A 24,631-nucleotide genomic window follows, 5' to 3' on the forward strand; every position below is an offset into this window, starting at 1 on the left:
TCGCCTGGCGACGAACTCAGCGTCGGCCGGTGCGAGTCACCCGACGAGGCAGCCGTCCGCTGCCGCTCGTCGGGTGCAGGCTCGCTGCAGCAGCGACAAATTGGCACTAAAGCCTGGCCGCGTCCCAGCCGTTAGTGAAGCGAAACCTGCACCAGTACGGCAGCGGTTTCGAATCACCGAGCTTGGCGGGACGGCGTGGCGGGGGGTGGTCACGTAGCGCGGCGGACTCGGGCGCTTGCCCTGCCCATTTCCCAACCCCAATCCAAGGAGAGACCGTATGCCCGTCGCAGCCCGTAACACGACTTTCACCCGCTTCCTCACCATCGCCAGCTTTGCTGGCGTGCTTGCGGGATTCACCTTACCGGCCGTGGCAGTGGAGGAGACGCCGCAAAGCATCGCTGGCGGGACCATGGTCGATGCCGCGAAAACCATGGAAATCATGAGCAAGGGCGGTGTCGTCCTGGATAATCGCGTTGCCGCCGAATACGCCGAGAAACACATCAAGGGCGCGATCAACGTCGTCTATAAGGAAACCCACCCCAAGGTCGCCAAGGTCGCGCCGGAGGACACCTTCGATCTCGGCAAACTGCCCGCCGACAAGTCCAAACCGATGGTCTTCTACTGCAATGGCTCGCCCTGCTGGAAAGGCTACAAAGCGGCGAGCGCCGCCATCAAGGCCGGCTATAAGTCCGTGTACTGGTTCCGCGACGGTCTGCCCGCCTGGGTGGCAGCAAAGTTCCCGACGGAGTGATCCGCGGACGTGCGCAGGCACGCCGGGTCGTCGCTGAGCAAGCAACGATTCGTCTGACGGGCGAGATCACGCCTACCGAATCTGTGAACTGGACGCCCGACGCGTGCCGGACTGCGCCCTGGTGGCGCCATGCCGGCAGCGCGGGCGGTCGGTATCACCAACGGTCGTTTGACCGCAGCGGGGTGAGATGACGATGCAAAGCATCAAGACAAGAGTAGTGGCAGCCGGCGCGATGGGGCTGTTGATCGTCGTCGTCCTGGGTGTGGTGGGCGTGTTCGGAATTCGCAACGGCCTCGACATTCTCGAGACGGTATTTGAGCATCACGTTGAGCCCGCCGGACAGATTCAGGAAATTGAGCGCAACCTGAAGGAAATTCGCTTCCGCATTGCGGCCGTGTTGCTCGATCACATGCCGACCGTCGGCTCGCGCAATCACCTGCGTGAAGCGCGCACGACGATCGACGAGCGCTGGCAGGCATTCAAGGCGACCGTCGCCGCGCACGACATGCAGGCCGACCAGGCGACCGGCAAGCTGCTGGAACGGATCGACCAGCCAATGGCTGCGCTGCCGGCCTTCCTGGACAAGGTGGACGGCGCCTACGCCAATGACGACAAGAAGCTGCTTGCCTCCTTGCTGGAAGACGAATGGCCGGTCTTTCATGCCAATCTGATCAAGCCGCTCGGCGAGTTGCTGCCGCTCCAGCAGGCGGCGGTCAAGCGCATTTTCGAGGAGAACCGCCAGGTCGGCGCGCGTCTGCTGGCACTCGCCTTTGGCGCGACGGCGACCGGTGTTGTCCTCATGCTCGCCTTGGCTTTCGTTCTCTTGCGCGTCGCGCGGCGCATCGATGTCGGCGTACGTTCGATTCAGACCTCACTCGCCGAGGTCGCGCAAGGACGGCTGAGCGTTGCGCAGAAAGACAAGCACCTGGAGAGAAACGACGAGTTTGGTCAGATGAACCAGCATCTGCAAACCGCGGTCGGCAAACTGGCCGAGGTGACGAGCGGCGTCAGCCGCCTGGCCGACCAGGTCGCGGCCACCGCCAACGACCTGCTGGGCCGGATGTCGACCGTGATGGAGCGGGGAAGTGCGCGCAATGACGCCATGTTGCACGTTGGCCAGGCGGCCGGAGAGATCAGTACCTCGAGCCGCGAGGTGGCAGAGTTCGCCGCCGTTTCAGAAGTGGCGGCGACCCATAACGAGGAGGCGGCACTGGCCGGTAGCAACGACATGGCCAAGGGTCTGGAAATCACCCGCGAGGTCGTAGACGTTGCTCGCGAGTCGGCGACTACCGTCGAACGGCTGCACGGCTCGATTCAGGAAATCGGTAAAATTGCCGTCGTGATCAAGGAGATCGCCGATCAGACCAACCTCCTCGCCTTGAATGCGGCGATCGAAGCGGCGCGCGCCGGCGAAGCCGGCCGCGGCTTTGCCGTGGTCGCCGACGAGGTCCGCAAGCTGGCCGAAAGAACGGCGCTGAGTACGAATGAAATCAGTCGTGTAATCACCAGCATCCGGCAGGAGACCGAGGCCACGGTGGTCGCCATGCAGAAGGTGTCGCAACGCGTTGACGAGGCGGCGAACTACAACCAGTCGACGGGCCGGACCCTGGCCGGGATCGTCTCCGGCGCACAGGAGTCTACCCGGCAGGTGCGCCAGATCGCCGCCCGGATGCACGCGCAATCGACGGCAACCGCGGAGATGTCACGCCGCATCGCCGAGATCGCCGCGCTTTCCGAAAGCAATGCCGGCAGCATTCGCGAGGCGGTCGGTGCGACGCGGGAAATGTCGACCGTTGCCGGGCGCCTGCACGAGCTGGTCAACTATTTTCGTGCCTGATCATCTGCCGGGTCGGCCTGCGGCGCGGTGGGCACTGCTGCCGCGACCCAGCGCTGCCGACCGCTGAAGGAGTCTGCCGCATGCCGACCTCGCTGAATACACTGCAGGCTGACCTTACGACGCTCGCCGTCGATGCCATCGTCAATGCCGCCAATTCGTCGCTGCTCGGCGGGGGTGGCGTCGATGGCGCGATCCACCGGGCAGCCGGACCAGGCCTGCTCGACGAGTGCCGCCGCCTCGGCGGCTGCCCGACCGGCGAGGCGAGGTTGACGCGCGGTCATCGCCTGCCGGCGACCTACGTCATCCATACCGTCGGCCCGGTCTGGCGCGGCGGGGCGAGCGGCGAAGCCGAACTGCTCGCTGCCTGCTATCGAAATTCACTCGCTCTGGCGGCGGCGCACAGCTTGTCCACGATCGCTTTCCCGAGCATCAGCACGGGCATTTTCGGCTATCCGGTCGAGTCGGCGGCGGCGCTCGCCGTGGCTACGGTACGCGCCGCGGCGCCGGCCTGCCCGACACTGCGCGAGGTCATCTTCTGCTGCTTCTCGGCGAGCGATCTGCGCGTCTACCAGAGCTTGCTGGGCGAGCGCTGAGGCGCACCGGCGGCGGATCGGCGACGCTCGGCGGGCTCGCCGACGAGCAGGACATCGCCATGAAACGTGGCTCTTTTCACGGCCGGCACGGCGCGTTACCATGGCAGTTCGTTTTTCCTCGGGCGCGCGGCCGTGGCGCCCGCCTCCGCGCGAAGAAAGGAGTGTTCCGTCTTGAAGCCCACCGATATCGGCACGCCCGAGTATTTCCACAAAGTCGTTGATTGCCAGTGGGCGTGCCCGGCGCACACGCCTGTTCCCGAGTACATTCGCCTGATCGCCGCCGGACGTTACAGCGACGCCTACATGGTGAACTGGGTGTCGAACGTTTTCCCGGGCATTCTCGGGCGAACCTGCGACCGACCCTGCGAGCCGGCGTGCCGGCGTGGCCGCGTCGAGGAGGATTCGCCTGACGGTCAGGCGCGCAAGGAGCCGGTTGCCATCTGCCGCCTGAAGCGCGTCGCCGCCGACTACAAGGAAGACATCCGCGAGCGCCTGCCGAAAGCGGCGGCGCAGAAGAACGGACGGCGCGTCGCCTGTATCGGTGCCGGTCCGGCATCGCTCACCGTGGCACGCGATCTGGCGCCGCTCGGTTACCATGTCGTGGTCTACGACGGCGACGCCAAGGCCGGCGGCATGATCCGCACGCAGATCCCGAAGTTTCGCCTGCCCGAGCAGGTCATCGACGAGGAAACGGGCTACATTCTCGATCTGGGCGTCGAGTTTCGCAGCGGGCAGTACATCAAGTCGATGAAGAGTCTGCTCAGCGAGGGTTACGACGCCGTCTTCGTCGGCTGCGGTGCGCCGCGCGGGCAGGACCTCGACATTCCCGGGCGCAAGGAAGCCGCCCAGTCGATCCACCTGGGCATCGACTGGCTGGCGAACGTTGCTTTCGGGCACGTGACCTCGATCGCCCGCCGCGTCATCGTCCTCGGCGGCGGCAATACGGCGATGGACTGCTGCCGTTCGGCGCGGCGACTCGGCGGCCAGGACGTCAAGGTGATCGTCCGCTCGGGTTTCGAGCAGATGAAAGCCAGCCCGTGGGAGAAGGAGGATGCCATGCACGAAGGCATCCCGATCCTGAACAACCTCGTGCCGAAGAAATTTACCCATAACGGCGGCCGGCTGACCGGCGTGACCTTCGAGAAGGTGCGCTCGGTATACGACGAGAAGGGCCGGCGGACGCTGGTGCCGACCGGCGAGCCCGACCCGCACTTCGAGTGCGATGTGGTCCTCGTCGCCGTCGGGCAGGAAAACGCTTTCCCGTGGATAGAGCGCGATCTGGGTATCGAGTTCGACAAGTGGGGCCTGCCGAAACTCGATGAAGCGACGATGCAATCCACGCTGCCGAACGTCTTCTTCGGCGGCGACGCAGCTTTCGGCCCGAAGAACATCATCTGGGCCGTCGCGCACGGGCACGAGGCGGCAGTTTCGATCGATCGCCTGCTCAACGGCGAGGAGATCAGCCAGCGGCCGCCGCCAATGACTTCGCTGATCTCGCAGAAGATGGGCATTCACGCCTGGACATACGACAACGCCGTCTCGCACGACCGGCGTCTGCGCGTTCCCTTGCGTGACGTCAACGCCGCGCTGAAGAATATCCGCATCGAAGTCGAACTCGGCTTCGATCCGCAGTTGGCGTTCAAGGAGGCGCAGCGCTGCCTCAACTGCGACGTGCAGACGGTCTTTGCCGGTCGGTTGTGCATCGAATGCGACGCCTGCATGGACGTCTGCCCGATGGATTGCATCAGTTTCACCGACAACGGCGAGGAGGACGATCTGCGCCGCCGGCTGCGCGCGCCGGCGACCAATACAACGCAGGCGCTCTACGTGTCGGACGTGCTGAAGACCGGCCGCATCATGGTCAAGGACGAGGACGTCTGCCTGCACTGCAGTCTGTGCGCCGAGCGCTGCCCGACCGGCGCCTGGGACATGCAGAAGTTTTTCCTCGAAATGACCCACGCCGGACCGCGCTGTCACGACCGCGCTGCCGCCGGCGCCCCGACAGTGCAGCCGGAAGCCGCGTAAGGAGCCGCCATGCAGAAGATCGAAGCAGTCAACGATTTCGTCGTCAAGTTCGCCAACATCAACGGTTCCGGCTCGGCGTCAGCCAACGAGTTGCTGGCCCGCGCCGTCCTCCGCATGGGCGTACCGGTTTCGCCGCGCAACATCTTCCCGTCGAACATCCAGGGGCTGCCAACCTGGTTCGAGGTGCGGGTCACCGAGCACGGCTACCTCGGCCGGCGCGGTGGCGTCGACCTGATGGTGGCGATGAATCCGCAGACCTGGGATCAGGACGTGCGCGAGATCGATCCCGGCGGCTATCTCTTTTTCGACAACACGAAGACGATCCCGCGTTCGCGCTTGCGCAGCGACATTCACGTCCTCGGCATGCCGCTGACCGAAATCTGCAACGGCACGTACAGCGACCCCAAGCAGCGTCAGTTGTTCAGGAACATCATCTACCTCGGCGCGCTGGCCGGGCTGCTCGGCGTCGATGCAGCAGAAATCGAAAAGCTGTTCGGCGAGCAGTACAAGGGGAAGGAAAAGCTCCTCGATCTGAACGTCCAGGCGCTGCACCTCGGACTCGACTACGCGCGCGAGAATTTCAAGCCGATCGGACTTTCGGTCGAGCGGCGCGACAAGGTGGGCGACCGTATCTTCGTCGACGGCAACAGCGCAGCCGCTCTCGGTTGCATCTATGGCGGCGCGATGGTCTGCGCCTGGTACCCGATCACCCCGTCGTCGTCGGTGGCCGAAGCGTTTCAGCGCTACGCCGAGAAGCTGCGTATCGATCCGGCAAGCGGTGCGCGGCGCTATGCGATGGTGCAGGCAGAGGACGAACTCGCCTCTATCGGCATGGTGATCGGCGCTGGCTGGAACGGCGCGCGCGCCTTCACCGCGACCTCGGGTCCCGGTGTCTCGCTGATGACCGAGTTCATTGGTCTGGCGTATTTCGCCGAAATCCCGGCCGTCGTGATCAACGTCCAGCGCGGCGGTCCGTCGACCGGCATGCCGACACGCACGCAACAGGCCGACCTGCTCGCCTGCGCCTATGCGTCGCACGGCGACACGCGGCACATCATGCTCTTTCCCGAAGATCCTTACGAGTGCTTCGAGATGTCGGCCGACGCGCTCGACCTGGCCGAACGGCTGCAGACGCCGGTCTTCGTCATGACCGACCTCGACATCGGCATGAACCAGCGACTGTGCCGGCCGTTCGCCTGGGACGACCAGCGGCAGTATGACCGCGGCAAGGTGATGTCGCGCGAGGACCTCGACGCGGGCAGCGAATTCGGCCGCTACCTCGACGTCGATGGCGACGGGATTCCCTACCGCACGTATCCCGGGACGCATCCGACGAAAGGCGGCTACTTCACGCGGGGTTCGACGAAGAACGCCTACGCGGTCTATTCCGAAGCCGGTGCAGACTACACCTACAACATGCAGCGCCTGCGCCGCAAATTCGAAACCGCCAAGGACCTGTTGCCGCTGCCGGTGCTCACCGCATCGCGCTATCCGGCGCGCTTCGCAGCCATCTTCTACGGTTCGACCAGCCCGGCGATGCACGAAGCGCTCGACGCGCTGGCCGAACAGGGAATCTATCTGAACGCCCTGCGCATCCGCGCCTTCCCGTTCCAGAACGAGATCGCCGACTTCATCGCCGCGCACTCGAAGGTCTTCGTCCTCGAACAGAACTTCGACGGCCAGTTGTGCACGCTGCTGATCAACGAAGCCGGGGTCAATCCGGCCAGCCTGATCCCAGTCCTGCACTACGACGGAACGCCGATTACCGCGCGTTTCATCACACACGAAATCGCCGAACGCGTCTCACGACTCAACGTTCGTCCGCTCAGAGAAGACAGGGTGGCCTGAAATGACCTACATCGCGAAACCCAGACTGCATCACCCGACACTGGCCAAGAACCGCGTCGGCTACACACGACGCGACTACGAAGGCAAGATTTCCACGCTCTGTGCCGGTTGCGGCCACGATTCGATTTCGGCCGCGATCATCCAGGCGTGCTGGGAGCTCGACGTTGAACCGCACCGTGTCGCCAAGCTTTCCGGGATCGGCTGCTCGTCGAAAACGCCCGACTACTTCCTCGGCAACTCGCACGGCTTCAACACCGTACATGGGCGCATGCCGTCGGTGCTCACCGGCGCCTACATGGCGAATCGCGAGCTGATCTATCTCGGCGTATCGGGTGACGGCGATTCCGCCTCGATCGGTCTCAGCCAGTTCGCCCACGTCATGCGGCGCGGCGTCAACATGACCTACATCGTCGAAAACAACGGCGTCTACGGTCTGACCAAAGGCCAGTTCTCGGCCACTGCCGACAAGGGTTCGAAGTCGAAGCGCGGTCAGGTGAACAACGACACGCCGATCGACCTGGCGATGCTCGCGCTGGTCATGGGCGCCACTTTCGTCGGGCGCGGCTTTTCCGGCGACAAGACACAACTCGTCCCGCTGATCCGCTCAGCCATGGCGCACCAGGGTGCGGCGGTGATCGATGTCGTCTCGCCGTGCATCGCGTTCAACAACCACAGCGGCAGTACGAAAAGCTACGACTACGTGCGCGAACACAACGAAGCGGTCAATCGCCTCGACTTCCTGCCCACGCGCGAGCAGATCACCGTCGAGTACGAGCCCGGCGAAGTGACCGACGTGCGTCAGCACGATGGATCTATCGTCCGTCTGCGCAAGCTGCACGCCGAGTACGATCCGACCGATCGCATCGGCGCGATGAGCTACATCCAGGAGCACGCGGCGCGTGGCGAAGTCGTTACCGGCCTGCTCTACGTCGACCCTGACGCGTGCGACCTGCACCGCCAGCTCAATACCGTCGACGAAGCGCTCAATGCGCTGGGTGCGGCTGAACTCTGCCCGGGCTCGGCGGCGCTCGCCAGGATCAACGCCAGCCTGCGCTAGGGATCAGGCCGGGAGCGGGCCAGAAGCCGGCGCTAGCTCCCGCCGCGTTTCTGCTTCGCTTCTTCGGCCTGCAGTTTGCGCAGCTCGCGCAGCCGCGCGTCGACTGCCGATTGCTCGAAGAAGTTGCCGTCGGTGGATTGCTGCGCGAACTGCAGTTGTTCGACCGCAGCGCCGAGCTGACCTTGCAGAAAATAGAACTCGGCTTGCGCCCGGTGCTGCTGCAGGCGCTTGCCGGCGGCGGCGAAGGTCTTTGCCTGCAGGCCGTGGAGCTTGTAGTCGCTCGCTGCGAGCTGGATTTGCGCATCGAGGAAACGCACGCCCTGATCGTATTCGCGGTTGCCGAGCAGTGCTTCCGCGTAGCCGTAAACCAGTGCCCTGGACTGCGGATAGCGCTGCAAGGCCTGGCGGAAGAGGGTCAGCGCGGCGGCCGGGTTGCCGCCGGCGATCTTCGCCTCGGCGGCCAGACGGACGATCATCGGCGACGACGCCTTGCTGGCCAGCAGCACATCGAGCTCGTGTTGTGCGCCCGCCACATCGCCCGCCTTGAGCAGCGCGTAGGCCAGACCGTAGCGCGCAGCCACTTCCGAAGCGTGCTTCCTTTCCTTCAGTTGTTGCGCGAAGTCGTTTGCCGCTTCGCGCGCAGGACTCATCTGGGCGCGCAGCTTCGCACGTAGCAGATGGAAATCCAGGCTGTCGGGCACCTGGCGGTAAACCGCGCCGTCCACCCGGTTCTGCATGTCCGACATGCGCTCGACGGTCAGCGGGTGCGAACGCAGGTAGACCGGCGCACTGTTCTCATACACCCGGCCGGCCTGCTGCAGGCGGGCAAAGAAGTCGCCCATGGCGCGCACATCGTAGCCGGCATTGCTCAAGGTGTGCAGCCCAAGGCGATCGGCTTCGCGTTCGAAATCGCGGCTGTAGGCAAGCTGTGCCTGAATCGTTCCGGCCTGCGCCGAGGCGATGGCGGCGCTCGCCGCCTGCGAGTTCGAGCGCGCGGCGAGAACCGCCAGCGCCATGGCGATCATGGTCGCGATCGACTGCTGCTTCTCGCGCGCAATCTGCCGCGCCAAGTGGTTCTGCGTCACGTGCGCGACCTCGTGCGCGAGCACTGCCGCCAGTTCGGACTCCGATTGCGCAGTCAGGATAGTGCCGGTGTTGACACCGATGAAGCCGCCGAACATGGCGAAAGCATTGACCGTATTGTCGCGAATGGCGAAGAACTGACAGTCGCCAGCCGGGTTCGAACTTGCCGCAACCAGTCGATTGCCCAGTTGATTGAGGTAATCCGAGACCTCCGGATCGTCGATATAGCTCGGTTCGCGCAAGCGAATCTCGTTCAGAATGCGCTCGCCGATCCTGCGCTCGGTCTGCGGCGACAACTCGGCGCGCGCCGCTTCGCCCAGATCAGGCAGGTCTTCGGCCAGGGTCGCCGGCGGAGCGCTGCCAAGGGTGATGGCGAGAACGGCGAGCACGGCATTACGAACGCTTCTCTTCAAGTTGGACTCCAGGCGCGACTCGTCACGCATCGCAAGGGATGATGCTATGATAACCAAGTGTGCGGCGAAGCCGGTTACAAAGTGTTAGCGTCCGCCCGCCGGCACCTTCAGAGTTGCCTTGGGTTACCTTGGCTTTGCCTCGTTCCCGCTCCACCAAATACACCGTTTGTCCGTCGATCGCGCTTGCAGGTGCCGATGTCCGCCGATGCTTTGACCCATTTCAACTCGCAAGGCCAGGCGCATATGGTCGACGTCGGCGGCAAGGCGGAAAGCTTGCGGCAAGCGCAGGCGAGCGGCAGCATCGTGATGCAGGCGGCAACGCTGCAACTGATCAGCGAAGGCTCGGCGAGCAAGGGCGATGTTCTCGGCGTGGCGCGCATCGCGGCAATCCAGGCGAGCAAGCGGACAGCCGAACTGATTCCGCTGTGCCATCCGATCCCGCTGACCCGGGTGTCGGTCGATTTCGACCTCGACCGAGCCGGGAACGCCATTACGTGCCGCGTGACGACCGAGTGCCTGGCGCGCACCGGTGTCGAGATGGAAGCGCTGTGCGCGGTGAGCGTCGCTCTCCTCACGATCTACGACATGTGCAAGGCAGTCGACCGCGGCATGCGGATCGAGGGGGTCCGCCTGCTGACCAAGAGTGGCGGTCGTTCAGGCACCTGGACGGCAGGCTAGCGGGATGTCGGCCCGCCACACCGGCGACGATCGACTGCGCCGTTTGCTGATCAAGTCGACAGCCGCCAGCGCAGCCGTCGGCGCACTGTGCGCCGCCGGGCTGCTGAAACCGACGCGTGTGCTGGCGGCCGAATGGGGCCGCAGCGGCTTTGCCGCAACCAGTCTGCCGGAAGCGCTCAAGGCAATCGGTGCCGCGGCTTCGGCCGAAAGCGGCGCAATCGTGATCAAGAGCGTCGAGATCTCGGAAAACGGCGCGCTGGTCCCCTGCGAAGTCATCAGTTCGATCCCCGATACACAATCGATTGCCGTTCTGGTGGAGCGCAACCCGATGCCGCTGGCGGCCAGCCTGAGTTTCGCCGAGGGGGTTCTGCCGCGCGTTCGCCTGCAGTTGAAGATGGCCGAGTCCTCACGCATCCGTGTCGTCGTCCGGGCGGGCGACGGCAAAACGTATCACGCCAGTCGCGAGGTGCGCGTGACGCTGGGCGGGTGCGGCGCTTGAGGACTGCACGCAGCGGTGCCTGAACCGATCAAGATCCGCGCCGTGCAGCAGGGCGACAGCACCGAGATTCGCATCCTGTTGCAGCATCCGATGGAAACCGGTCTGCGCCGGGATCAGGCGAGCGGGCAGAAGATTCCGGCGCATTTCATTAGCACGTTCACGGTCAGTGCGCACGGCAAGGTGCTGATCAACGCCCAACTCAATACCTCGATTGCGCGCAATCCGCTGTTCGTCTTCCAGAGCAAGGGACTCCAACCGGGCGATCGCGTGCGCGTCGCATGGTCGGACAACCGGGGCGAGCAGCGGGCCGATGAAGCGACGGTCGTCGCCGCCTAGCGCTCGCCGGGCAGCGCGGGAGAGGGCGAAACCGGAGTGCTATAATCGCGCCTTTGTCGGCTCTCCCGATGTTCATTACCCGCCGCCTGGAGTTCGACGCCGGCCACCGCATTCCCGACCACAAGAGCCAGTGTCGACATCTGCACGGCCATCGCTATGCGCTTGAGATCACCTTGGCGGGCGAGGTCATCGAGCAGCCGGGAGACCCGGCGAACGGCATGCTGATGGACTTTTCCGAAGTCAAGGCGCTGGCCATGCAGCATCTGGTCGAGGCTTGGGACCACGCCTTCCTGGCCTACGCCGGCGACCGCCCAGTGGTCGACTTTCTACGTACGCTGGCGGATCACAAGACGGTTCTGCTCGACTGCGTACCGACCGTCGAAAACCTGGCGCAACAGGCCTTCGTCATCCTCGACGCGGCGTATCGAGATACCTACGGCAATCACTTGCGTCTCGCCCGCGTGCGCCTCTACGAAACGCCCGGCTGCTGGGCAGAAGTCGTTCGCTGCCCGGACTGAACGCCTCCAGCCGGTTGACGCCGGCGGCAAGACCCGGAATACTCATCCGTCTTGCTCGGCCGCCAAGGCGCCCAGCGCCGCCGTGACCGTCCTGCATGCATGACGGAGGAGACAACGATGGATGAACTGCCTGAAGGGAAGTCACCGAGGATAAAGAAGTCGGTCGCATTGTCCGGCGTGGTTGCCGCCGATACGGCGATCTGTTCGGTTGGTAGTGCCGGCAACGATCTCTATTACCGTGGCTACGACGTCATCGCGCTCGCCGAGCAAGCCACTTTCGAGGAGGTTGCCTACCTGCTGCTTTATGGGCGTCTACCCAACCTCACCCAGCTCAATCAGTACAAGAAAAAGCTCAAGACCTTGCGCGGTCTGCCGGTCATGCTCCGGCCGATGCTGGAAAACCTGCCGGCGTCGGCGCATCCGATGGACGTCTTGCGCAGCGGCTGTTCGGCGCTCGGCACGATTCTGCCCGAGGCGCAGGATCACAATCCGGGAGGCGCGCGCGAGATTGCCGACCGGCTGATCGCCGGCTTCGGCTCGATGCTGCTTTATTGGTATCACTGGTCGCACAATGGGCGTCGGATCGACACCGAGACCGATGACGATTCGATTGCGGCGCATTTCCTTCACCTGCTGCGCGGCAAGCCGCCGACGGCGCTGCATGCGCGCTGCCTGGACAAGTCGCTGATCCTGTATGCCGAGCACGAGTTCAACGCGTCGACCTTCGCCGCACGCACGGTCACCGGCACCGGCGCCGACATGTACGCCGCGATCGGCGGGGCGATCGGCGCGCTCAGCGGTCGCCTGCACGGTGGCGCAAACGAAGTGGCTTTCGAGATCCAGAGTCGCTACAACGATGCGGCGCACGCCGAACACGACATTCGTCGCCGCCTGGACAACCGTGAAATCATTATTGGTTTTGGTCACCCGGTCTATACGATTGCCGATCCCCGGCACAAGGTCATTCGTTCGGTTGCCGAGCAGTTGTGCGCGGACGGCGACAACCTGGTGCTGTTCGACATTGCCAGCCGCATCGAGTCCGTGATGTGGGAACAGAAAGCGATGTTCCCGAACGTCGACTGGTTCTCTGCCGTCGCCTACCACATGCTCGCCGTGCCGACGCCGATGTTTACCCCGCTATTTGCCATTGCTCGGACGAGCGGCTGGGCCGCGCACGTGATCGAGCAGCGCATCGACGGGAGAATCATTCGTCCGTGGGCCAACTACGTCGGGCCGGAGCCGCAGCACTTCGCGGCGCTGGCCGAGCGCAACTGAGGCGGCATGGCCGGCGCGTCGACCAGCAGACTTTCCGGAACGATCCTGCGCCAGCGGCGCACGGCTTCCGGCGGCGACTTGACCACCCGGTACGGAGAGTTGCGAGATGTCTACACGAATTCCTGCCAACCGCCCTGAGCCGGACCAGGTCCTGCTCGACATTGCTGATTATGTGCTCGACTTCGAAGTCGATTCGAGCAGTGCCTACGATACGGCGCGCTATTGTCTGATCGACTCGCTTGGCTGCGCGCTCGAAGCGCTGGATTTTCCCGCCTGCAGCAAGCTCCTTGGACCGCTCGTCGCGGGCACTGTCGTCCCGCACGGCGTGCGCGTTCCCGGCACGCGTTTTCGCCTCGACCCGGTCCAGGCGGCGTTCAACATCGGTACGGCGATCCGCTGGCTGGATTTCAATGATACGTGGCTGGCCGCCGAGTGGGGCCATCCGTCGGACAACCTGGGCGGCATTCTGGCTACCGCAGACTGGCTTTCCCGACGCCGCGCGGCCAACGGCGACGAACCTCTGCGCATGTGGAAGGTGCTCGAAGCGACGATCAAAGCCTACGAGATCCAGGGCATCCTGGCACTCGACAACAGTTTCAACCGAGTCGGGCTCGATCACGTCCTGCTCGTCAAAGTGGCGACAGCCGCCGTCTGCGCCTGGCTCATGGGGGGCAGCCGCGAGCAGATCGTCAACGCCGTGTCGCAGGCTTTTGTCGACAGCGCACCGCTGCGCACGTATCGACACGCGCCGAACACTGGCTCGCGCAAGTCGTGGGCGGCCGGCGACGCGACCGCGCGCGGCGTTTTCCTGGCGATTCTCTCGCTCAAAGGTGAAATGGGCTATCCCAGCGCACTCAGCGCGCCGCTCTGGGGTTTCTACGATGTGCTGTTCAAGCAGCAGGCGTTTCGCTTTCCGCGTCCCTACGCCAGTTACGTCATGGAGAACGTGCTCTTCAAGATCAGCTTTCCGGCCGAGTTCCACGCACAGACGGCGGTCGAGTGCGCGGTCAGGTTGCATCCCCTGGTCTGGGATCGCCTCGAGGCAATCGACCAGGTGCTGATCCGAACGCACGAGTCGGCGCTGCGCATTATCGACAAGCAGGGACCACTGCACAACCCGGCCGATCGCGACCACTGTCTGCAGTACATGGTGGCCTATGCGCTGATCCATGGCAGCCTGCACAGCGAAGCGTACGAGGACGCTGCGGCAGCCGATCCGCGCATCGACGCCCTGCGCGCAAAGATGCACGTCTGCGAAGATCAGCGCTTCTCGGTCGACTATCTCGACCCAGACAAACGATCGATCGCCAATGCCCTGCAAGTGGTCTTCAACGACGGCAGCCGCAGCGAAGAATTGCTCGTCGAGTATCCGCTCGGTCACCGTCGGCGGCGGCAGGAGGGGATTCCCGTGCTGGTCGACAAGTTCCGACGCAATCTGGCACGGCGCTTCACCCCGGAGCAGCAGCAGGTGATCGTCGAATCGTCGCTCGACATGCAGCGCCTCGGCCACCTGGCGGTCAATGAGTACATCGACCAGTACGTGCCCTAGCCGATGAGCCACTTGCCATGGATGCGAAGCGTCGCTGGCCAGGCTTAAGGAAACCCCGGCACCCTGCCCCTGGAATCTTCCGTTCGAGCGGAGCCCGTGGCAACCTGTCACGCGGAAATTGAAACTCTGCCCCGTTGACGACGATCGCCCCCAGTGCGGGGTGTAAACACGGGCAGAGATCGCGCTGCGCCCACTTGTTACGTTCCGCCCTATACAAGAATGCGTCCGACGCTGATCCAATTCGTCGTCCAACGCTGGCTAAATGTCGCGACCAATGATTCGCAGCGGCCCAAGATCTGATCGCGCGCAACTGCATCCTTCGGCGAAACGAATTGACCACACACGAGCGCGAGTGCAACGCTGCGCAATGCACGGGTCGCGGCTACGCGACAGTATCGCACGGGAGAAGAAAGGTCTCGGCTGCCCGCGAAGCCGGTATCAGCCTGACACTTGGTGGGTGAGGTCAGCCGCCAGGTTTGCGCGCACCAAGGTCGAGAGAACGGTGCGCCCGGAATGTGGCATCAAGCAGCAAGCCACGCGGCAGGGCTTCGCCCTGAACCTGGCCAAGGCAACGGCGCCTCCGAGGCGAGCGGGTGCCGGCCACGACCAGCCGCCGACCGGCGGCGGTTGGCGTGCGGGAGCACACGAAGGCGGATCAGCCAAGGTCATCTGAGCCAGCCTTGTTTTCGGCCGCTGTCGCGTGCGGGCCGCGAACGCGCCGCCCGGCGCCTTGCGTCACGAAATGCGGCCCGCACGCCCGCAGTTCTTTAGCGCAACCGCCGCCGGCTAAGCAGCAGGACAGCCAAACCGGTCAGGCCAAGCAACCACGTGGGCGGAACAGGCACGACGGCAACAGCGAGGAAGACCCGATCCCGGATCGTTTGCTGAACAGGGTCGAAAGACTCTACCCGGAAAGCGATCTGATTGCCACTGAGTCCCTGGCGAAAGAGATCGATGCTGTCCATGTCCAGTTGCTCGTTCGGAAAGAGCGCCAGAAAATCACTGAAATCAAATACCTTGCTCAGTGCGCCGGCATAATTGGTGTATACACCAGGAGCGCCGTTGGCGTCGAAACCAATAAAGGCCACCGCTTCGTGATTGATCGACGGGTAAGCAAATCCGCGACGGTCTGCAAATCCGGAGAATACGCTGGACGTGCCCGGAATCAGCGTGTGCGTGTCGGCGACGAGCGAAACCTCAGCGCCAGCGGTGCCGGTATATATTCCCTTTGTACCGAGTGTTCCCTCCGCGTAGAACGCGACGATGTCGTCGTCAATCGCTGGCGACAGGAAACTGGCGAATCGCTCGCTGTTTTGCCCCGGCAGAAATTTCGGAGTCTCGACGACGACCTTGGGTGCGGCAAGATCGGTGCGGACGTAGATGCCGGATGAACCGCTCAGATAATTCGTGGAGGCCTGGAACGCTGTGGTCAGCTGAGACTTGCTCTCGTTCCAGTCGACCATCGGAAATGCGCCAAACCCGGTAAAGCTGCCGCCGCTTATTGGCAGGTCCGTCGGTGCTGCATCCCCTGAAGACACCCATTTCGTAACCCGCAGCCCGGCAGCGTCCGCTGAAAACACGCCTTCGCCAACGCTGTCTCTACCCTGAAAGACGGTCTGGCCAAAGGCGATCGAGGGTACGCCAGCAACGGTGAGCAGCGCGTTCGAACCACCGACCTGCGTTACTCCCGGAACAGCCACAGCCCCCAGAGTGCCGCGGCCACTCCATTCGCTGAACACAACCCCGCTTCGCCCTGCGGGTGTATTCACCGTAGCGAGAAAGCTCACCCCACCAAGTTCTCTGTCGATTGCCGGCGACACCACCGGACGCGTCTGGCCGGGAGAAAACGAAGCATCGTCGAAGCTCGTTCCCAGATTGGGAGCAGCCTCTCCCGTGCGCGCCACCGGCCGTACCGGCTGACCTGGTACAAACGGCTGTTGGACGTAAACCCCCGGCGTGCTGCCCCCGCCGAACCGCGCGTCACCCAACATGTACGCAAGCTCGCCTGCCGCAACTGCCGGCGCCGATAGAGAGGAGACCCCTGACGCTTGAACGACCTCCTGCCTTACCCAACCGACGACCCCTGCCGCCGCCTCAGCGGTCACTGCAAGTCCCAGGAGCAGTGCGCTTGCATTGCCCCGCATACCCCATTTTTCCAACATGGCCTCCTCCGAGAGAACGTATCAACGCGATGCGAGTTTCGCTGCGCGGCGCCGCTCACGACCCACCCGCCCGGCAGCACCAGGGTTGCCGGATTTGGCTCGCGCGACAGCAATTCACAGCGGACATCGCGCAAGCACGCTCCCCAGCTCCGGCGACCGCCGCGCCAAGTCAAAGCCACGACATTGCCCCAGTGCGCCAAGAGGGTAAGCAACATTCGTGCTGGAAAGCCATTATCCTCGGAAACTAAAAGACTTGCGTGTGCGGTCGGAGGATCGCACGGGACGGCTGGGCGCGCTCGTGTAAGAAATCTCGACAGGTGCCCATACAGTTGCCAGGAAGGACTATGGGATCGGACGCCACCCTCGCGAGCCTCCCGCGTCTTGCCCAGACAGAAAGGCTGCATCGATCCAGCCCGAACGACCGCGGAAGGCTGGCGCGCTACCGACGATCGCCCGCCTGCGCGGCGGAAACGCCTGTGGAATTGGCGCCGGGTCTCCTGTTCTGGACTGAATCTAGTGCCCTTTCCAGGCAATCCACGCCTTTCGCTACCACTGGACCACAACAAGGACGCGAGTGGCTTTCCGCAAAGCCAGTTTGGCCATGGGCAATTCGCACGCGCGTTCAGTCGGAAGTGCAAGGGATAGGCCTGATGCGCGAGGGCACGGCGGAGAAGCCCTCGTTTCCGCTGCCGCCGCTCAAACTGTTCGGCCGCCGGGCAGCGCTGATTCCACCCCCGCGCCGTCATCGGCATCGCTGCTACGGGATACGGGCACCCGACGCTCCGCTACGCGCACAGATCAACGCGCTTGCCGGCGTGCCAAAGAGTTCGACCGCACCTCTCGTTACAGCAACTGAAACGGAAACTGCGCCAATCGCAGCGCAAATCACCGCCGCTGGTGCGTCGTGCGCGAGATCCTCGCGCACCTGGGCGAGCCGACATCACCGCCGCCTATCATACCGACCCGGGGTCCACGGCTGTGCGAGATGGCCAATGCCGAGCAGGGCGAGGCCGACCCGCAAGGCCAACCGGCACCGCGCTACGAATTCGAGCAGCGCATCGCCTGACCAAGGTCGCACGAGGACGTTCCGGATCAACCTCGGCAAGGACCGCTTGCACGCCGGGACGCGGCGCTGAATCTCCCCTCCGTATCCATTCGTGGCTGGAGAGCAGCAACAGCGGCACGCCGCTTCGGTCAGACGGCTCGTCCGGGTTTCTTGTCCAGCCGAAACGGTGGCGTCTTCCCGCTACGGCGAGCCGCCGCTTCGACCTCTTGCGGCGGCAAACGCAACAGCATCTGCGATTGGCGATCGAGATAAACAGCTTTGTCCAGAGCCGTCACCCGGCGTGCGCGGTCTTCAGTCAGTGCAGCTTCCCAGGCAAAGGACCACGCCTCCCACGGGTGGATCTTCTGGTTGAAGCGCGCGACCTCGAGCGCCAACTTGCGGAACTCGTTGTCACCGGTCAGGTCGTGCAGCATTTGCGCGACGTCGGCGAGCTGGTATTCTGCCCCCAGCAGACGCAAGTGCTTCTCGTTGAGGTGGTTGACGGCCTGCCGGAAGTTCGCGACCGCGTCTGCCTTCCCAGCGTCTGCCTTCCCACTTAGCGCAGCGATGACGCTCTTGGCCAGCCAGTAGTCCAAATCGTGTTCTTCGGCCGGAATGGCGGCAACGACCTGTTCGACTGCGGCGTGTTGGCCGCTCTTCATGGCGGCGATCGCGTAGTAGGCAAGGACTGTCCTCGCCGGCGAAGCGCCTTCGCCAGCGCGCGTTTCACCGGTCTGCGACAGCGCCTTCCTGGCTGCCGCGAAATCCTTGCCTTTCAGTGCCGCCAGTCCTTCGACGAAGACGCGAAGGTCGGAGCGGTGCGTATTCGACATGTGGAGCAGGCGGTCGATCGCGGGCCCTGCCTCCGCGCTCGGCGTACGATCGGTGACCACTGCCATGGCGAGAAATTCGGCCGCCAACCGGTGCACTTGCGGACCCTGAGATCGACCAAACTGCTCGCTCCACTCGATCAGTCGCCGCTCGTCGAACCCGCGGCGTTGGCTGCTGACCAGCGCCGCGCGCCACACCTCCGGCGCGCCAATGCGCGTCGCCAGCGAGTGAAAGCCGTTGTCGGCTGCCGCCGACTGGCCGGTCAGATGGAGCAGGCTCAGGTACTCGGCGATATCCCGTGGCTGCGAATAGCGTTGAACCGATTCGAACAAGGCCGCGAGCGCCGGCAGGTAGGCCTCGTCGAGCAGCGCCAGGCGGGCTCGGCTGATCATTTCAGCCTGTGACCCATTGCTCTGCACCGCAGCGATGCGGAAGAAGGGAATTGCCAGATCGGTTTCGCCGCACAGGTAGAAGCGTGATCCGGCGCGATACGCGTAGTTGCCGATGGCCAGCGAGTTCGCGCTGCCGTCGGTCAACCCGGGCAGCGAGGCAAAGACGTCTGCTGCTTCGCGGTAGCGGCGCTCGCCGATCAGCAGATCGCCGAGTCGAACATAAAGGTCGTCGGGCTCCGGCTTGCTCTGCAACTCGGCGGCCAGAATCTCCATGGCCGCGCGGCGATTACCCTGCGCAAGCAGCAAGTCCGCTTTGAGCAGGACCACCGTCGAATCGCCGACGAAACGTCCCGCCATTGCCTGAAGCAGTTGTTCGCGTTCGGCGAAGTCCTTGGTGAGATGAAAGGCGGCAACCAGAGGCCCATTGTCGAAACGGGCGTTGGCCAAGGCCGCGCGGGCGATGTCAAGACCCAGCGGGTCAGGTTTGCGCCGCCCGTGCGGATCCGCGACATAGTGCCACCGGGTGACATGGCTGGGACGATCAGACGGCGTATGCGCTGTGTTGTCTTCCCAGTGCCGGGCAAGTTCTGCGCTCCGTTCCGCCTTGTTGAGCATCGACTGTCTGACGTACCCGGCAGCGCGCTTTGCCAGATCGTTCTCGGCGATGGCGCGCACGCGCATGATTGCCGGGTGGGTGCCGAACACGGCGTCGAGGGCGTTGACGTAGTCCAGGGTCTCGCGCGGCAGCGCCTGCGCAACGGCCATCCGGCGCGCTTTGTAAACGATGTTGGCGACACCGCTCTGGACCAGGAAATCCAGTACGTCAAGCCGGTCAAGCCGCCATTGAGCGGAATCGCAGCAATGCCGTCGTTCAACTCCGGCGAGCGCCGGCGAGAAGTATGCGCCGAGGGCCAAGTCCAGATCGGACGATTCGGAGTGGCCGGTGACCTGCCAGCCGAGCTGCTGTTGCTCGATCCCGGCCCCCGCTGCCGGGAAAATCTGACCGAGAGCGCGCAGCGTCGCGTAGTTGTCGAAACGGCGAAGCTTGACCGGGTCGGCATCGGCGAAACGTCGCGCGACAAATGGCCGCCAGTCGGCTGGCAGCGCGTCGAGCAAGGCTTGCCTCGCCTGCGCGTGGCGGGCGCGATCGCGATAGTAGGCAAATCGGATATCGGTGGCCTCAATTTCGGCCATGATCCGTTGCGCGGAAATAGGAATCTCGCTCAGCGCCTGCTCAATGGCCGGTAGATCACCGTTCAGGCTGGCGATCAGGCTCGTTCCTCGGCATCCGGCAAATCCATTGCCATCGTTGGGGCGGCAGAACCCGCACCCGCTTGTCCCGGTCGGAGGGCGATCAGCGCGGCTGGGCGCATGTGCAAGCCCTGATACGCCCGCGCCAGCAGACGTCTGGTCGTCGGCTGATCGGCTGGCAGCTGCCTGGCGATCAACAGTGAACGCTCGTAAAGGCGCTCGCGAAGGCGTGATGCGTCCGCCGGCACGAGGCTGCCAAGCAACTGAAGGTACAAAGCGTCGCTGGCGGCGCCCGGCGACGTTTCGACCAGGGCGGCGATACCGACGGGGAGTGCAGTCGCCAGTGGTCCCGGCGAGGCGGTCGGCGGGGTCGCATAGCGGAAGCCGAGCGCCTCGACGATCTTCGGCAAGTGCTGTCGAAAAACGCTGATCGGCGGCAGATCGTTGCTGAACTCCAGGTGATCGATCACGGTTCCGGGAAGGTTCCTCGCCTCCTTGAAGGCACTTTGGCCTTCGCGTGCCTGCACCTGAAAATAGAGATGGAGGCGGTCGTCGTTCTTGTGACCGACCCAGCATCAGACGATCCGTTTGGCGCCAAGCTGGGTCGCCAAACGCAGGACGTTCTGCGGATCGAGGCGTCGCTCGCCGTCTCCCAGAGCTCGCGCCACCAGATAAGGGTCGGCGACCCTCAGCGAACCCGACAGAGCCTGTGCCAGGCTAGCGGTCATCAGCGAGCGATTGGCAGTATCGATGCCATTCGCCTGAACCTGACAAGGGACCAGCAGAGTATCGATCTCGGAGCCACTCAGATAGCCAGCGAAGCGGCTTTGCTCTTCCTGGCGCCAGCCCGAGATCCATTCGGGCTCTTGCCGCAAGTCGATATCCTGCGTCGCATCCGGATAGGGCAGCGTCTTGGCGCGCCGCTCCTTGTCCGCCAGCATGGCCTTGATACGCGCAACGAGTTCCTCGGCCTCGCGCTGCGCTTCGGCGTTTTCCTCCTCCTTGGTTCCCCCCCAGGCTGCGGTCAACAAGCAGAGCAGCAGACAGCCGATGAATTTTTTCACGGTCACCCTCCGGTCGTTGCGGTTGCCGCATGCTAGCACATTCGCACGCGCCTTCCCGGACCCTTGGCGAGTGCTGCCGGACAATCGCGTGAACCTTGTACCAGACCGAGGAGTTCAGCGCTGAAAGTAGCGAATTGGCGGCAATGCGGCGCTGAACCGCAAGGCCGCCGTTGCCACGCAATAGATGGCGGAGGATCTCGCCGCCGCTGCCCGCTGTGCTGCGCCAGGCTCTGGGTACGGCCTTGCTCGAAGTGGACAGCGCGCGCGACGCCGCTCGCGGGAACGGCGAGATCGGCTAAGATGGCGGGCAGCGCCAGCGGACCTGCCTCGGGTGCAGGGCGCCGCGCGGGCGATCGTCTCGGAGACTTTTCCACATGCGCGCACAAGTCGTACCCCGTTTTCAGCCCTTGACCGGCGTCTACGAGCCCTCCGGTATTCAGCAACTCGCCGACGGCCGCTTCATCGTCATCGAGGACGAAGAAAAGCACGCGCTCAGCCTGCTTCGTATCGCTGACGGGCAGGTTCACCGCACGCCGCTGGAAGCACCGTTCTGGCCGTGGAGCAGGGGGGACTTCTGGCACCTCGACGACCTGGAAGGCGTCACCGCCGATCAGGCAGGCCATGTCTATGCCATCACATCGCATTCGCGCGATGGTAACGGCGAGGTGCACGCGGCACGCGAGCGCCTGGTGCGCTTTCGCATCGAGGGCGACGCTGTCGTCGAACCGCAGGTCGTCGACAGCCTCAAGCGCGCGCTGACCGCGGCGCACCCGGCTCTGGCCGTGGCCGCCGAAATCCGCGACGTCAAACGCGAAGGCGGTCTGAACATCGAGGCTCTGGAGATGAGCGCTGATCAGAATCGCTTGTTGATTGGCTTACGCAGTCCACTGCTCGGTGGACGCGCAATCGTCGCCAGCCTGGAGAATCCGCGCGCCATTTTCGACGACGGCGCCAAGCCGCAGATCGCCAGCGCGCTGACGACGCTCGATCTGACCGGCAACGGCATTCGCGCAATGGCGTATGCGCCTTGCCTCGCGGGCTATCTGTTGATCGGCGGCCCGGTGGCGCGCCAGGAGGTCGATTTTACCTTGTGGTTCTGGAGCGGCGCCGCACACGACCGCCCGCGTCGGGTCGATATTGCCGGTCTACCCGGTCTCGAGCATGCAGAAGGCGTGACGCAGGCGCGGCTCGACGGACAGCCGCGCATCGTCGTGGTCAGTGACGACGGCAATCGAGCAGCCGGGCGCTGCGCGCGATATCTCGTACTGCGCCCCGAAGAACTGCTCATCGGTCCTTGACCGGGGCGCGCCAGGCACTTGGCTGCATGGCGCCCGCGGAGCGCGCGCTGGTCTACCGCGGTAGCCGATGGCGCCGCGGGGCGCCGCGGTCGCCGGCGTGAGGTGGGTTGCGTACCGTCGAGGAAAACGCCGATCAGTGAATCGATCCGCACGATCCTGATCGAGTCACAGAACGCGCGCGGCATCCTGCGCGCCACGGTGGAATCAGTCCTCAAGCGGCAGGCCGAGTTCACCAACTGCCGGGTCGAGGCAATGGGCGACGGCATCGGTGTGTGCCATGACCCACCGACGCCGCCTTACGTACGTTTTACCGTCTGTAATCCGGCCATGCAGGAGCAGACCGGCTACAGCCTGAGCGCAGTCAACGAAAAGGGCTGGCAATGCGCGCTACCGGTTGAGGAAGCACGGCAGCAGGAGGCTCGCCAGCGTGCGCGGCGCATGCGCCGCGGCGACCATCTGCGCGGTGACGAGTGGACAATACCCTGCAGCAGTGGCGAGCGCTGGACGCTGCAGGTACATTCGACCATCGTGCAGCCGCCGGGCGGCCGTTTGCACGTATTGCTCGTGCTGCGCCACGCTACGGCGCGCAAGGCGGCAGAACAACTCGTCCAGCATCAGCGTGACCTCGCACAGTTCTCTCTCGACACGGTGCAAAGCCTGATGCTCGCACTCGATTGCGAGGGACGGATCACGATGATCAACCGCGCCGGACGCATCGTCGGTACGCTCAGTTCAGGCGCGGACATCACTGAACGCAGAGCAGCAGAGCGGGAACTCGAACGCTACCGCACGCACCTCGAGGCACTCGTCGGGCAGCGCACATTGGAGCTGTCGGCGGCCAAGGAAGCGGCGGAAACGGCGAATCGCGGCAAGTCCGATTTTCTTTCGCGCATGAGCCACGAACTGCGAACGCCAATGAACGCGATCATCGGCTTTACCCAAATGCTCGAGTACGATGGCGACCTGAACGCCGATCAGCATGACAGCGTGCACGAGATTCTCAAGGCGAGTCGCCACCTGCTGCACCTGATCAACGACGTTCTCGATCTTGCCCGGATCGAATCGGGGCGCATCGAACTGTCGCTCGAAGCCACTGACGTTGCCGCCGTCGTCGACGACTGTTGGCACCTGGTCGAACCGCTCGCGGCGCCCTGCGGCATTACGCTGCTCATCGATGTTCCCGCCGGTACGTGGGTGACCGCCGATCGCGTCCGCCTCAAGCAGGCGCTGCTCAACCTGCTGTCGAATGCCGTCAAGTACAATCGTGCGCAGGGTCGGATTCACCTCGTTGTCCAGATGCGCCAGAGCGAGCGTGAAGCGCGCACCCGCATCGGCGTCGCGGACACCGGAATCGGCATTGCTGACGAGCGCCTGATCGAACTGATGGGGGGCGAGATTGGCGCCGAGAGCGAGGCCGGCGCCGGCAGCCGCTTCTGGATCGAACTACCCAATGCCAGCGTTACGCGGCCGGACGACCACAGCAACGTGAGCCCAGGCGCGGGAACGCAGTCTTGCCAGCGAGCGACGAGCGGCGCGTCCTGTGCATCGACGACAACCCGTCGAACCTCAAGCTGATGAACCAGATACCCGGTCGCCGCGCCGACCTTCGCTTGCTGACGGCGGACGCACCGCAGCTCGGAATCGATCTGGCGCTAGCCCACCGTCCGCATCTCATTCTGCTCGATGTCAACATGCCGGGAATGGACGGCTACGAGGTGCTTGCCGTCCTGCGGCGCGATCCAGTCACCCATCGCATACCAGTGATCGCGATTACGGCCAACGCTCTGGCGGGCGATATCGAACGTGGGCGGGCGGCCGGCTTTCGCGACGACATCACCAAGCCGATCGACGTCACCGCTTTCCTGCGCGTGGTCGAGGAGGCCTTGCGCTATCGGCGGTAGCGACGACCGGCATGCTCGCACGTATCGGCCAAACGATCAGCGCCGCCCTGGGCAAGCGAGGTCTCTCCTGGTCATTGAAGACGCGCGTCAGCGTCCTCACGCTGACTGCGTTTCTGCTTGCCGTCTGGTCGCTCACACGCTATGCCACGCGCACCTTGCGCGAGGACATGACGCACCTGCTGGGTGAACAGCAGTTCTCGACGACATCGCCGATCGCGGCGCAGA

21 protein-coding genes are annotated in these 24,631 nt (G+C 64.3%); 16 read left to right on the forward strand and 5 right to left on the reverse strand.

Annotation, left to right across the window (positions count from 1 at the left end; all coding sequences use genetic code 11):
• The first annotated feature begins 277 nt into the window (after positions 1 to 277).
• The 6 genes from Q1L59_RS14365 to Q1L59_RS14390 all read left to right on the forward strand — a co-directional run bounded on the left by Q1L59_RS14365 (position 278) and on the right by Q1L59_RS14390 (position 8,111).
• A complete protein-coding gene (locus Q1L59_RS14365) occupies positions 278 to 751 on the forward strand; it encodes a rhodanese-like domain-containing protein (protein ID WP_300333413.1) in 474 nt (157 codons plus the stop codon).
• A 193-nt stretch (positions 752 to 944) separates the two neighbouring features.
• Positions 945 to 2,588, forward strand: a complete 1,644-nt coding sequence (locus tag Q1L59_RS14370) for a methyl-accepting chemotaxis protein (protein WP_300333416.1) — start codon at positions 945 to 947, stop codon at positions 2,586 to 2,588.
• Positions 2,589 to 2,668: 80 nt separating this feature from the next.
• Positions 2,669 to 3,181, forward strand: coding sequence for an O-acetyl-ADP-ribose deacetylase (locus Q1L59_RS14375; protein ID WP_300333418.1), 513 nt, complete (start codon positions 2,669 to 2,671; stop codon positions 3,179 to 3,181).
• Positions 3,182 to 3,352: 171 nt separating this feature from the next.
• Complete coding sequence (locus Q1L59_RS14380) at positions 3,353 to 5,206, forward strand: FAD-dependent oxidoreductase (RefSeq protein WP_300333420.1); 1,854 nt, start codon at positions 3,353 to 3,355, stop codon at positions 5,204 to 5,206.
• A gap of 9 nt (positions 5,207 to 5,215) precedes the next feature.
• Positions 5,216 to 7,054, forward strand: coding sequence for a 2-oxoacid:acceptor oxidoreductase subunit alpha (locus tag Q1L59_RS14385; RefSeq protein WP_300333422.1), 1,839 nt, complete (start codon positions 5,216 to 5,218; stop codon positions 7,052 to 7,054).
• A gap of 1 nt (position 7,055) precedes the next feature.
• A complete protein-coding gene (locus tag Q1L59_RS14390) occupies positions 7,056 to 8,111 on the forward strand; it encodes a 2-oxoacid:ferredoxin oxidoreductase subunit beta (RefSeq protein WP_300333424.1) in 1,056 nt (351 codons plus the stop codon).
• A gap of 32 nt (positions 8,112 to 8,143) precedes the next feature.
• Here the strand turns inward: Q1L59_RS14390 and Q1L59_RS14395 are convergent, their stop codons facing one another.
• A complete protein-coding gene (locus Q1L59_RS14395) occupies positions 8,144 to 9,607 on the reverse strand; it encodes a M48 family metalloprotease (protein ID WP_300333426.1) in 1,464 nt (487 codons plus the stop codon).
• Between the two features lie 195 nt (positions 9,608 to 9,802).
• Here Q1L59_RS14395 and moaC point away from each other — a divergent pair, with 195 nt between their 5' ends.
• The 6 genes from moaC to Q1L59_RS14425 all read left to right on the forward strand — a co-directional run bounded on the left by moaC (position 9,803) and on the right by Q1L59_RS14425 (position 14,462).
• Entirely contained in the window at positions 9,803 to 10,285 is a 483-nt protein-coding gene (moaC, locus tag Q1L59_RS14400; protein WP_300333427.1) for a cyclic pyranopterin monophosphate synthase MoaC, read from the forward strand.
• Positions 10,286 to 10,289: 4 nt separating this feature from the next.
• The gene (gene soxY / locus Q1L59_RS14405) at positions 10,290 to 10,784 is read left to right on the forward strand and encodes a thiosulfate oxidation carrier protein SoxY (RefSeq protein ID WP_300333429.1); all 495 of its coding nucleotides are present in this window, start codon (positions 10,290 to 10,292) and stop codon (positions 10,782 to 10,784) included.
• 15 nt (positions 10,785 to 10,799) lie between these two features.
• The gene (soxZ, locus tag Q1L59_RS14410; protein ID WP_300333431.1) at positions 10,800 to 11,120 is read left to right on the forward strand and encodes a thiosulfate oxidation carrier complex protein SoxZ; all 321 of its coding nucleotides are present in this window, start codon (positions 10,800 to 10,802) and stop codon (positions 11,118 to 11,120) included.
• 68 nt (positions 11,121 to 11,188) lie between these two features.
• Positions 11,189 to 11,638 carry a 6-carboxytetrahydropterin synthase gene (locus tag Q1L59_RS14415; RefSeq protein ID WP_300333432.1) on the forward strand — a complete coding sequence of 150 codons (450 nt, stop codon included), beginning with the start codon at positions 11,189 to 11,191 and terminating at the stop codon, positions 11,636 to 11,638.
• Between the two features lie 117 nt (positions 11,639 to 11,755).
• Entirely contained in the window at positions 11,756 to 12,913 is a 1,158-nt protein-coding gene (prpC, locus tag Q1L59_RS14420; protein ID WP_300333435.1) for a 2-methylcitrate synthase, read from the forward strand.
• 106 nt (positions 12,914 to 13,019) lie between these two features.
• The gene (locus Q1L59_RS14425; protein ID WP_300333438.1) at positions 13,020 to 14,462 is read left to right on the forward strand and encodes a bifunctional 2-methylcitrate dehydratase/aconitate hydratase; all 1,443 of its coding nucleotides are present in this window, start codon (positions 13,020 to 13,022) and stop codon (positions 14,460 to 14,462) included.
• A gap of 767 nt (positions 14,463 to 15,229) precedes the next feature.
• Here Q1L59_RS14425 and Q1L59_RS14430 read toward each other — a convergent pair.
• The 4 genes from Q1L59_RS14430 to Q1L59_RS14445 form a co-directional block, all read right to left on the reverse strand.
• The gene (locus Q1L59_RS14430) at positions 15,230 to 16,624 is read right to left on the reverse strand and encodes a hypothetical protein (RefSeq protein WP_300333441.1); all 1,395 of its coding nucleotides are present in this window, start codon (positions 16,622 to 16,624) and stop codon (positions 15,230 to 15,232) included.
• A gap of 1,194 nt (positions 16,625 to 17,818) precedes the next feature.
• Positions 17,819 to 20,086 carry a hypothetical protein gene (locus Q1L59_RS14435; RefSeq protein WP_300333443.1) on the reverse strand — a complete coding sequence of 756 codons (2,268 nt, stop codon included), beginning with the start codon at positions 20,084 to 20,086 and terminating at the stop codon, positions 17,819 to 17,821.
• Positions 20,087 to 20,160: 74 nt separating this feature from the next.
• Complete coding sequence (locus Q1L59_RS14440; protein WP_300333446.1) at positions 20,161 to 20,613, reverse strand: hypothetical protein; 453 nt, start codon at positions 20,611 to 20,613, stop codon at positions 20,161 to 20,163.
• Positions 20,614 to 20,718: 105 nt separating this feature from the next.
• On the reverse strand, positions 20,719 to 21,207 hold the full coding sequence (locus Q1L59_RS14445) for a hypothetical protein (protein WP_300333449.1): 489 nt from the start codon (positions 21,205 to 21,207) through the stop codon (positions 20,719 to 20,721).
• A 374-nt stretch (positions 21,208 to 21,581) separates the two neighbouring features.
• Between Q1L59_RS14445 and Q1L59_RS14450 the strand changes: the two genes are divergently transcribed.
• The 4 genes from Q1L59_RS14450 to Q1L59_RS14465 all read left to right on the forward strand — a co-directional run.
• Positions 21,582 to 22,505: a DUF3616 domain-containing protein gene (locus tag Q1L59_RS14450; RefSeq protein WP_300333452.1), complete on the forward strand. Its 924-nt coding sequence runs from the start codon at positions 21,582 to 21,584 to the stop codon at positions 22,503 to 22,505.
• A 102-nt stretch (positions 22,506 to 22,607) separates the two neighbouring features.
• Positions 22,608 to 24,080, forward strand: coding sequence for a PAS domain-containing hybrid sensor histidine kinase/response regulator (locus Q1L59_RS14455; RefSeq protein ID WP_300333454.1), 1,473 nt, complete (start codon positions 22,608 to 22,610; stop codon positions 24,078 to 24,080).
• Positions 24,080 to 24,406, forward strand: coding sequence for a response regulator (locus tag Q1L59_RS14460; RefSeq protein ID WP_300333456.1), 327 nt, complete (start codon positions 24,080 to 24,082; stop codon positions 24,404 to 24,406). The genes Q1L59_RS14455 and Q1L59_RS14460 overlap by 1 nt, the downstream gene beginning before the upstream one ends.
• An 11-nt stretch (positions 24,407 to 24,417) precedes the next feature.
• On the forward strand, positions 24,418 to 24,631 hold a 214-nt coding region (locus Q1L59_RS14465), incomplete at its 3' end, for a hypothetical protein (protein ID WP_300333458.1).

Origin of the sequence: Accumulibacter sp. (assembly GCF_029255125.1) — a bacterium.
Classification (GTDB): domain Bacteria; phylum Pseudomonadota; class Gammaproteobacteria; order Burkholderiales; family Rhodocyclaceae; genus Accumulibacter.

Bases quoted from the DNA above. Each gene is read 5' to 3' on its own strand.
- Q1L59_RS14365 (WP_300333413.1), top strand. From the start codon at position 278: ATGCCCGTCGCAGCCCGTAACACGACTTTCACCCGCTTCCTCACCATC.
- Q1L59_RS14370 (WP_300333416.1), top strand. From the start codon at position 945: ATGCAAAGCATCAAGACAAGAGTAGTGGCAGCCGGCGCGATGGGGCTG.
- Q1L59_RS14375 (WP_300333418.1), top strand. From the start codon at position 2,669: ATGCCGACCTCGCTGAATACACTGCAGGCTGACCTTACGACGCTCGCC.
- Q1L59_RS14385 (WP_300333422.1), top strand. From the start codon at position 5,216: ATGCAGAAGATCGAAGCAGTCAACGATTTCGTCGTCAAGTTCGCCAAC.
- Q1L59_RS14390 (WP_300333424.1), top strand. From the start codon at position 7,056: ATGACCTACATCGCGAAACCCAGACTGCATCACCCGACACTGGCCAAG.
- moaC (WP_300333427.1), top strand. From the start codon at position 9,803: ATGTCCGCCGATGCTTTGACCCATTTCAACTCGCAAGGCCAGGCGCAT.
- soxY (WP_300333429.1), top strand. From the start codon at position 10,290: ATGTCGGCCCGCCACACCGGCGACGATCGACTGCGCCGTTTGCTGATC.
- Q1L59_RS14415 (WP_300333432.1), top strand. From the start codon at position 11,189: ATGTTCATTACCCGCCGCCTGGAGTTCGACGCCGGCCACCGCATTCCC.
- prpC (WP_300333435.1), top strand. From the start codon at position 11,756: ATGGATGAACTGCCTGAAGGGAAGTCACCGAGGATAAAGAAGTCGGTC.
- Q1L59_RS14425 (WP_300333438.1), top strand. From the start codon at position 13,020: ATGTCTACACGAATTCCTGCCAACCGCCCTGAGCCGGACCAGGTCCTG.
- Q1L59_RS14430 (WP_300333441.1), bottom strand. From the start codon at position 16,624: ATGTTGGAAAAATGGGGTATGCGGGGCAATGCAAGCGCACTGCTCCTG.
- Q1L59_RS14435 (WP_300333443.1), bottom strand. From the start codon at position 20,086: ATGGCCGAAATTGAGGCCACCGATATCCGATTTGCCTACTATCGCGAT.
- Q1L59_RS14450 (WP_300333452.1), top strand. From the start codon at position 21,582: ATGCGCGCACAAGTCGTACCCCGTTTTCAGCCCTTGACCGGCGTCTAC.
- Q1L59_RS14460 (WP_300333456.1), top strand. From the start codon at position 24,080: ATGAACCAGATACCCGGTCGCCGCGCCGACCTTCGCTTGCTGACGGCG.